At 33.2% G+C, this 7826-nt stretch carries 7 protein-coding genes, 1 tRNA gene and 1 pseudogene; 4 read left to right on the top strand and 5 right to left on the bottom strand.

The features are described 5' to 3' along the window. Positions 1–180, bottom strand: a pseudogene (locus Q0616_RS05585) (TonB-dependent receptor); the annotation flags it as partial. 39 nt (positions 181–219) lie between these two features. Here Q0616_RS05585 and Q0616_RS05580 point away from each other — a divergent pair. Together Q0616_RS05580 and Q0616_RS05575 are read left to right on the top strand one after the other, a co-directional pair. Further along, complete coding sequence (locus Q0616_RS05580; protein ID WP_171623002.1) at positions 220–1002, top strand: MBL fold metallo-hydrolase; 783 nt, start codon at positions 220–222, stop codon at positions 1000–1002. Between the two features lie 60 nt (positions 1003–1062). Next, positions 1063–1143 (top strand) — tRNA-Leu (locus tag Q0616_RS05575). 679 nt (positions 1144–1822) lie between these two features. Here Q0616_RS05575 and Q0616_RS05570 read toward each other — a convergent pair. From Q0616_RS05570 to Q0616_RS05555, 4 genes are read right to left on the bottom strand one after another with little or no spacing between them, the layout of a single operon-like run. Continuing rightward, positions 1823–2215, bottom strand: coding sequence for a hotdog domain-containing protein (locus Q0616_RS05570; protein ID WP_171623017.1), 393 nt, complete (start codon positions 2213–2215; stop codon positions 1823–1825). After that, on the bottom strand, positions 2196–3200 hold the full coding sequence (locus Q0616_RS05565; RefSeq protein ID WP_298775685.1) for a Gfo/Idh/MocA family oxidoreductase: 1005 nt from the start codon (positions 3198–3200) through the stop codon (positions 2196–2198). The genes Q0616_RS05570 and Q0616_RS05565 overlap by 20 nt, the downstream gene beginning before the upstream one ends. A gap of 5 nt (positions 3201–3205) precedes the next feature. Continuing rightward, positions 3206–4867: a hypothetical protein gene (locus tag Q0616_RS05560; protein ID WP_225541406.1), complete on the bottom strand. Its 1662-nt coding sequence runs from the start codon at positions 4865–4867 to the stop codon at positions 3206–3208. 7 nt (positions 4868–4874) lie between these two features. Next, positions 4875–5453, bottom strand: a complete 579-nt coding sequence (locus Q0616_RS05555) for a DUF3109 family protein (RefSeq protein ID WP_171623020.1) — start codon at positions 5451–5453, stop codon at positions 4875–4877. Between the two features lie 73 nt (positions 5454–5526). Between Q0616_RS05555 and Q0616_RS05550 the strand changes: the two genes are divergently transcribed. After that, complete coding sequence (locus Q0616_RS05550; RefSeq protein WP_286482937.1) at positions 5527–7263, top strand: 1-deoxy-D-xylulose-5-phosphate synthase; 1737 nt, start codon at positions 5527–5529, stop codon at positions 7261–7263. Positions 7264–7313: 50 nt separating this feature from the next. Then, entirely contained in the window at positions 7314–7808 is a 495-nt protein-coding gene (locus Q0616_RS05545) for a DUF4252 domain-containing protein (protein WP_298775681.1), read from the top strand. Positions 7809–7826 lie beyond the last annotated feature (18 nt).

Below are 7826 nucleotides of genomic sequence, written 5' to 3'. Positions count from 1 at the left end.
CTCTTTGTCATATGCACTCATTGCTTTCGCAACAGTACCTGAAGCTGCACCAGCGCGATAAAAAAAACGAACAGTCTCTTGACCTGCTCCAATTTCTGCAAAAGAACCGTATATTTTCGGATTCAAATTGATCTCTAAAGCTTTTTGTTTAGGAGTAAGAACTTGTTCTAATGCCATAATTATATTTCAAATAGTTTGTGGTAAATTTACCAAATCATTATGGCTAAATCAAATATAAAAATACATTTTTTAGGAACTGGGACTTCGCAAGGAATTCCGATTATTGGAAGCGATCATCCTGTATGTCTGTCGACTAATCAAAAAGATAAACGTTTGCGATCATCGTTGTTATTAGAAAAAAATGGTAAGATTATTACGATAGATAGTGGTCCCGATTTTAGACAACAAATGTTACGTTACAATGCGCAAAGATTGGACGGGATATTGTACACACATGAGCACAATGATCATGTAATGGGATTAGATGATATTCGTCCTTTGGTATTCAAATCTGGTGAAGACATGAATGTTTATGGTTTGAAACGCGTATTAGATGAATTGCATAATCGTTTTCCCTATATGTTTGCCGAACATAAATATCCTGGTGTGCCAACGGTGATAGAAAATTATATTGAAGAAGATAAGTTTGAAGTTGCTGGATTCTCGATAGAACCAATTAAAATAATGCATGGACCATTGCCTATTTTGGGTTATCTGATTGATGATAAAATTGCTTATTTAACTGATGTGAAAACGATTCCTGTAGAGTCTTTAGAAAAATTAAGAGGGGTAGAAATTTTGATTATAAGTGCATTGCGTGTAGAACATGAACATTTTTCACATATTTTGTTAGACGAAGCGATTCGATATGCTGAATTAATAGGTGCTAAACAAACTTTTTTTACACATATTTCGCATCATTTGGGTTTTCATGATGAAGTTGAGAATCAATTACCAAAAGGTAAATATTTGGCTTACGATACGTTAGAAATAATTCTGTAAAAAGTTTAAAAAATAGTTGGAAAAATAAATAAACTAACACTATATTTGCAGTCCATAAAGGCTCGGATGGCGGAATTGGTAGACGCGCACGACTCAAACTCGTGTTCCTTTGGAGTGTGGGTTCGATTCCCACTCCGAGTACTGAAATTAAGACTTATTTAATTGCAAATCAATTATTTAAGTCTTTTTTTTATCCCCTAAATATTCCCTAAAGTTTCAAAACTCATATTTTAAACTGGTTTTAAACCTCTTTTAAAAACATTAAAAAAACCTCATCTTTCAAATCGAAATGATGAGGTTTTTTGTTTTTATGTAATTTGATTAACGTTATATTATTAAATAATCTTACCCGTTTGGCTCATTGTTTTTACAAAGTCGACACCGTTGGGGTAAAGGTTGAAGTAAAACCCGTAAGGCTCACTGTTTGTATAGTCTTACACCGTTGGGGTTTGGCTTTTTTATGCTCATAATCCCACTCATCAGAACCGTCGCTAAATTGTGTTACATAGTTTGCAAATCTTGTAAAATTGTTTTGTTCCGTTTCAAATTTAAATTAATGCCTAATCATATAAATTGTTGTTTAATAACAATACTACAGTAATAAATGTCCTTTGTTTATCATTTAATTTTCATTTAACAAACAGATAATATTTAATTAAGCTAATAAGAAAATAGAAGAGTTACTTTTGTATCAACATAATCCTCATGTGTTAATTTATATCATTTCTCAAAATCACTTCTCGTATCGGGAAGTTTTTTTGTTTTTAGTAGAAAAATAGAGACCAAAAAAAAGTCGAAATTTTAATTTCGACTTTTATATTTATCTTTTGTTTAAACGATCAATGACGTACTCGACTTGAGTTTTTCCATGAGGTTTTGGAGAACCGTTTTCGTCCAAATTAACCATTGTTATTCGGTCAACTGTAATAATGGTTTCGTGGGTCATTTTATTTCGAACCTCACATTTTAAAACCAAAGAAGTTCTTCCAAATTTTACGACTTCTATTCCAATCTCGACAATATCACCTTCTCGAGCAGATGACATAAAATTAATTTCGGACATGTGTTTAGTAACGACATGCGAATTTTCGAGTTGAACAATGCTATATAATGCAGCTTCTTCATCAATCCAAGCCAAAAGTTTTCCTCCAAAAAGCGTTTTGTTTGGATTGAGATCTTCTGGTTTTACCCATTTACGAGTGTGAAATTTCATAGTCTTCTGTTTTAATTTCTTGTTTATTTTGAGTTGCTAACTGATTTGCATCCGTAATAAACTGTACTAAATTTACGGCATATTTTCCATCTAACAACGAGTCATGATGACGCATCAATGCATCTGAAATTTCTGCAATTGCATTGGGATGAAAATTCTTTTGATCGGTTGAAATTGTATTGGAACAGCATACATTTTTGAGATCGGAATAAATCATTTGATTAAGGTATTGATCTCCAATTTTAATTGTTCCTTTTTCTGCAATAATTGTAATATTACTTTCGAAATTTTTATTAAAAACAGAAGTTGTATAAATCATGTGTCCAATTGCATCATCAGCTATAAAATCAACACAGCCAGAATCATCAAATTCCGTAATTTCTTGATGCGTAAAATTGAAACTTTTTGCATTGGTACATACCACTTCGTTGAACCAAAAATTCATGATATCTACAAAATGAGAAAATTGGGTAAATAATACTCCACCGTCCATTTCTTGATTTCCGTGCCATTCACGCAATTTGTAATAATTCTTGTTACGGTTCCAATAGCAATTAATATTCACCATGAAAACTTTCCCTAAAGAATTGTTGTCAAGTAAATTTTTTATGTATTGTACAACTGGAGAAAAACGAAGTTGCATTGAGGTAAAAACACGAAGTTTTTTTTCCTCAGCAACTTTCAAGATTTCATTTGTATCTTCTACTGTTAAAGCGATAGGCTTTTCAATCAAGACATTTTTTCCTGCTTTTAGGCAACGAATAGCGTGTTCGCGATGCAAACCATTTGGTGTTGCAATGACCACTACATCTGTTTCTTGATCTTCGTTCAGAAAACTTTCAAGGGTAGAATAACCTTTGATTGGTAAATCTTCGGGTAAATTAAAATCGATAACCGAGATTAATTGTGCATTTTCAGCTTCTTCTATCGCTTGTTGATGTACACGTCCAATATGACCGTAGCCTAAAATGGAAAAATTTTTCATTGAAATTATTTAATAATTTTTTCTAATATCTTTTGCGTGATTAGATAAGTTGGTTTTACACCTGTTAATCCTAAGCCACCTGAAGCCAATGTACTTCCTGTTTCTAACGGATTATCCGAAGCGTAATAAGCATACATCACTTTAACATCTTTATCGATATGATGTCTAATTTTAGATGCTACCTGAATTGCTTTTTGGTAATGAGCTCCCTCCATTTCTAATCCAATTGCTTGGAAAGACGAATTTTTAAAATATTCTAAAACGTCTTTGTTCTGCAATGATGTTCCTAAAACCGAAATCATAGGTCCTTCGTACACTCCTAAACCTTGGCCTTCGAAATCTGCAGCTGATAATTCGTTATCAAAAACATAGTTATCTGTTGTACCTTCGAAAACGTGTGCTGTTGCAATCATGATATCACCTTTTATTCCTTCAAGAATTCCAGCTTTACCCATAATAGCAACTGATTTTACATTCATTTTGAATTTTGCTTCATCAACTTTATACGGTTTTAATAACTCGTCCATCGCTTCGAATGCTTGTTCTCCAAATGCATAATCCATTACAATAATCACTTCATTGTTCTTGTCTTTTGCATAAGAAAATGCTGAGTTTGCTATGTTTACTTTCGATAAATCAATAATTTGAACATCGATATTTGTTCCTGATTGATCTTTGATGTAAACTAAGCCATTTTGTTGTGTGTATTCATTTAACGAATCGCGAAGCATTTTGTTATTTGCAGCACTTAAATCTTCGTAAATTTCTACACCATCGTTTTTGTATTTTCTTTTCAATCCATCATATGCGTACAACATATTCGATACACTGTGCATATTTGCAGAGATGATATGAATGTTTTTATCTTGAAGATTATTTTCGAATAATACACGTTTGATGGCATTTGCCCATTTTTCTCCAATCATATGGTGACCAATCGATTCACGCAAAGTTGAAGTGAATGTAATTTCGCGTTTTTTTGTACCGATACGATCTTGTTGACTTGTGTAACCCATCCAATAAACAATACGGAAAAAACGATCTTTATCATTAGAAGTTCCAAAATATTCGTGAATATCTTGCGTTTCTTCAAATGTTCTTCCTAAAATCGTCGATAAATGCATCAAGGCAACTTCACGCTCTTTACGAGAAATTTCAGCCTCATTAAAAACTACATTTTCGATGAATTCCCATGCTCTACTTTTAGAAAGTGTTTCGTTACTAAACGCTCTATTTCTAATTTTATCCGCTTCGTTATACAAAAATGTTAAGTGCGTCAACACATCATAAATATCAGAACGACCGCGTGAAATTTCAATATTCATTTGATCATCATCAATTCTGTAGCAAAAACGACGGCGTTTGGCAGGGATAATAGGTGTAAAAATTGATCGATCGTAACCTTCGTCCGATGTAAAAGACACATAAGGAGTTTCTACAATGCCTTCTGGTAAGCGATCCAAAACATACATCAACCCGCTTAATTCTACCTTGTTTGGATCTGTCATCGATCCGTAGATTTCAGGATTAATTTCGAATAATAAGTTTCTTAATATTTTTCCAGGTGCACCACTTGGACGGTACACTCCTCTATGAAATAAATGACGCATAGAGATGTATAATCTTTCAATAGCGTCAGTAGATCTTCTTGCTCTTGTTATAGACATAATTTTTTTACTTTTTTTGGTTGTTTAATTCTTCTTGAATGGCCATTAATTCATCATACCATTCTTGCCCAAATTTTCGGACCAATGAATCTTTAGCAAACGTTGCGACATTCACTTTCAATTCTTTTCCTAAGGTACAAGCATCTGCACAAATATCCCACACATGATAGTTGACAGAAGTGAAATTTGAATATTCCTTAATACGAACTGGATATAAATGACACGAAATGGGCTTTTTGTAATCCACTTTTCCGTCTTCGTAGGCTTTTTCTATTCCACATTTCGAAAAACCATTTTCTTCGAATACCAAATAGGCACATTCGCGATTATTAACCAAAGGCGTTACCCAATCGCCATCGGTATCCATTGTGTACTTACCTTCTTGCTCAATCACCGCAATTCCTTCGGGACGCAAATAAGGTTTTACATCTTCATAAATATCGTCTAATATTGTTAATTCGTCTTCATCTAAAGGTGCACCAGCGTCACCTTCTACACAACAAATCCCTTTACATTTGTTTAGATTACAAACAAAATCTTCATTTAGTAGTTCTTCAGATACAAGGGTCTTTCCTATTTGGAACATATGTTACATTAAATTTTGTAACATGCAAAGATACGGATTATTCCTCAGAAAAATGTAATTTTGTAAAAGAATAATGGATAATTTACTTTCAAAAATCAATCATCCTAAGGAACTTAGGGCTATTGAAACGTCTCAATTAAATCAGTTAGCTTATGAGATGCGAGAATTTATTTTGGATACTTTAAGCGTAAAACCGGGGCATTTAGGCGCGAGTTTAGGTGTGATCGAATTGACAATAGCTTTGCATTATCATTACAATACACCAAATGATTTGTTGATTTGGGATGTTGGACATCAATGTTATCCACATAAAATTTTGACTGGTCGAAAAGAAGTTTTTGATTCGCTTCGTCAAAAAGATGGCGTTTCTGGTTTTCCAACTCGTTTAGAAAGTGAATTTGATACGTTTGGAACTGGGCATTCTTCTACTTCAATTTCTGCAACTGTTGGTATGGCAACTGCGGATAAAATCAATCAAATCAATAGAAAACATATCGCCATTATTGGTGATGCTTCGATAACATCTGGAATGAGTTTGGAAGCGTTGAACCATCTTGGTTCAACCAATTTAGATGTTTTAGTGATTTTGAATGACAATGATATCGGAATTGATCCTTCGGTTGGTGGTTTGAAAAAACATTTTAAATCATTAGAAAATCAATCCGAAAATATTTTCACCAATTTTGGTTTAAATTTTATTGGAACAATCGATGGGCACAACTTTGAGGAATTATTTGATGCTTTTGAAAAAGCAGATTCAATCAAAGGTCCAAAAGTTTTACATATCAAAACAACCAAAGGAAAAGGGTACGAACAAGCCGAAATTGATCAAGTAAAATGGCATGCACCAGGTTTATTTAATAAGGAAACAGGTGAAATAAAATCAAAGAAAAGGGAAAAATCGTATCAAGATGTTTTTGGTGAAACGATGTATCAATTACTTGCAAATAATCCTCAAATTGTAGCGATAACACCTGCAATGTTAACAGGAAGTAATTTGGTAAAATGTCATCAAGATTTCCCTAATCGTGTTTTTGATGTTGGAATTGCGGAGCAACACGCAGTGACATTTGCAGCTGGTTTGGCAACGCAAAATACCGTTCCGTATTGCGTGATTTATTCCACATTTTTACAGCGTGCATACGATCAAGTGATACATGATGTTGCTTTGCAGAATTTACCTGTTGTTTTTTGTATCGATCGTGCAGGATTCGTTGGTACAGACGGTGCGACGCATCATGGTTATCTTGATATTGCGTATTTACGCGAAATTCCGAACATGATTGTTTCTTCTCCTCGAAACGAAAAAGATTTCAAAAATCTCTTGTATACAGCACAATTCACGAAACATCCTTTTGCAATTCGCTATCCAAAAAATAATATCCAAACCTATAATTCTAAAGTCGAAAAAATAGAAATCGGTCAATCTGAAATCATTTTTGAAGGGAATCAAATAGCAATTCTTTCAACTGGTTTAATTAGTTCTCGAATAGAAGAAATTATCATTCAACATCATCTTCAAGACAAAGTAGCTTTGATTGATTTCCCGTTTATTAAACCTTTAGACGAATCTCGCTTAAAAGCTATTTCATTGAAATATTCGACTATTTTAACCTTTGAAGATGGAATCAAAAAAGGTGGTTTTGGGAGTGGAGTTTTAGAGTTTCTGAATTCAATTCATTACAAAGGAAATATCACCATTAATGGCTATCCAGACGAATTTATCGAACATGCCTCAATTGTTGAATTAGAACAAATGGTTGGATTAGATGATTCATTTATTTTCGAAATGATTTTATCTTATTCATAATTTTCGGTACGAGAGTTGTAGTTGCAAACGCATCTAATAAATAGGACACAATGAAAAAAATAATTGGTTTATCTTTTATAGCAGTTTTGCTAACGTTGCAATCTTGTGGAACAACAAGTAATATGCAAGAATTCTACACAAAATATAACAATCAGTCTACCGTAATTCCTTTACCATCTTTTGCGCTAAAATTAGCTGGAAAAGCAGGCGGAACAGATTTATTTAATTATTTGAAATCAGCTAAAGTTTTTGTAGTTAGCGATGCAGGACAAGGAAAGCAAAAACGAATCATGAATGATTTGCAATCGTCAATGCGTGGTGAAAAATACGAAAACTTAGTAAAGTTTAAAGCAAAAGATAGTCGTTTGAATATTTCGTTACAAGAAGATGGTGATCGTGTAAAGAAAATGATTTTTGGGATTAATGGCTTTCGTAATGTATTGGTAATTGATTCGAAATTAGATATTCCACGAACAGATTTAGATAAAATTTTAGACAAGGTTTCGGCTGAAGATATTGCAGATTTAGCAGATATTTTGAAATAATATAAAAAGTCAGCTAAT

The sequence above is a fragment of the uncultured Empedobacter sp. genome (genome assembly GCF_937930195.1).
Taxonomy (GTDB): domain Bacteria; phylum Bacteroidota; class Bacteroidia; order Flavobacteriales; family Weeksellaceae; genus Empedobacter; species Empedobacter stercoris.
This window is presented reverse-complemented; position numbering and strand designations above follow the sequence as displayed.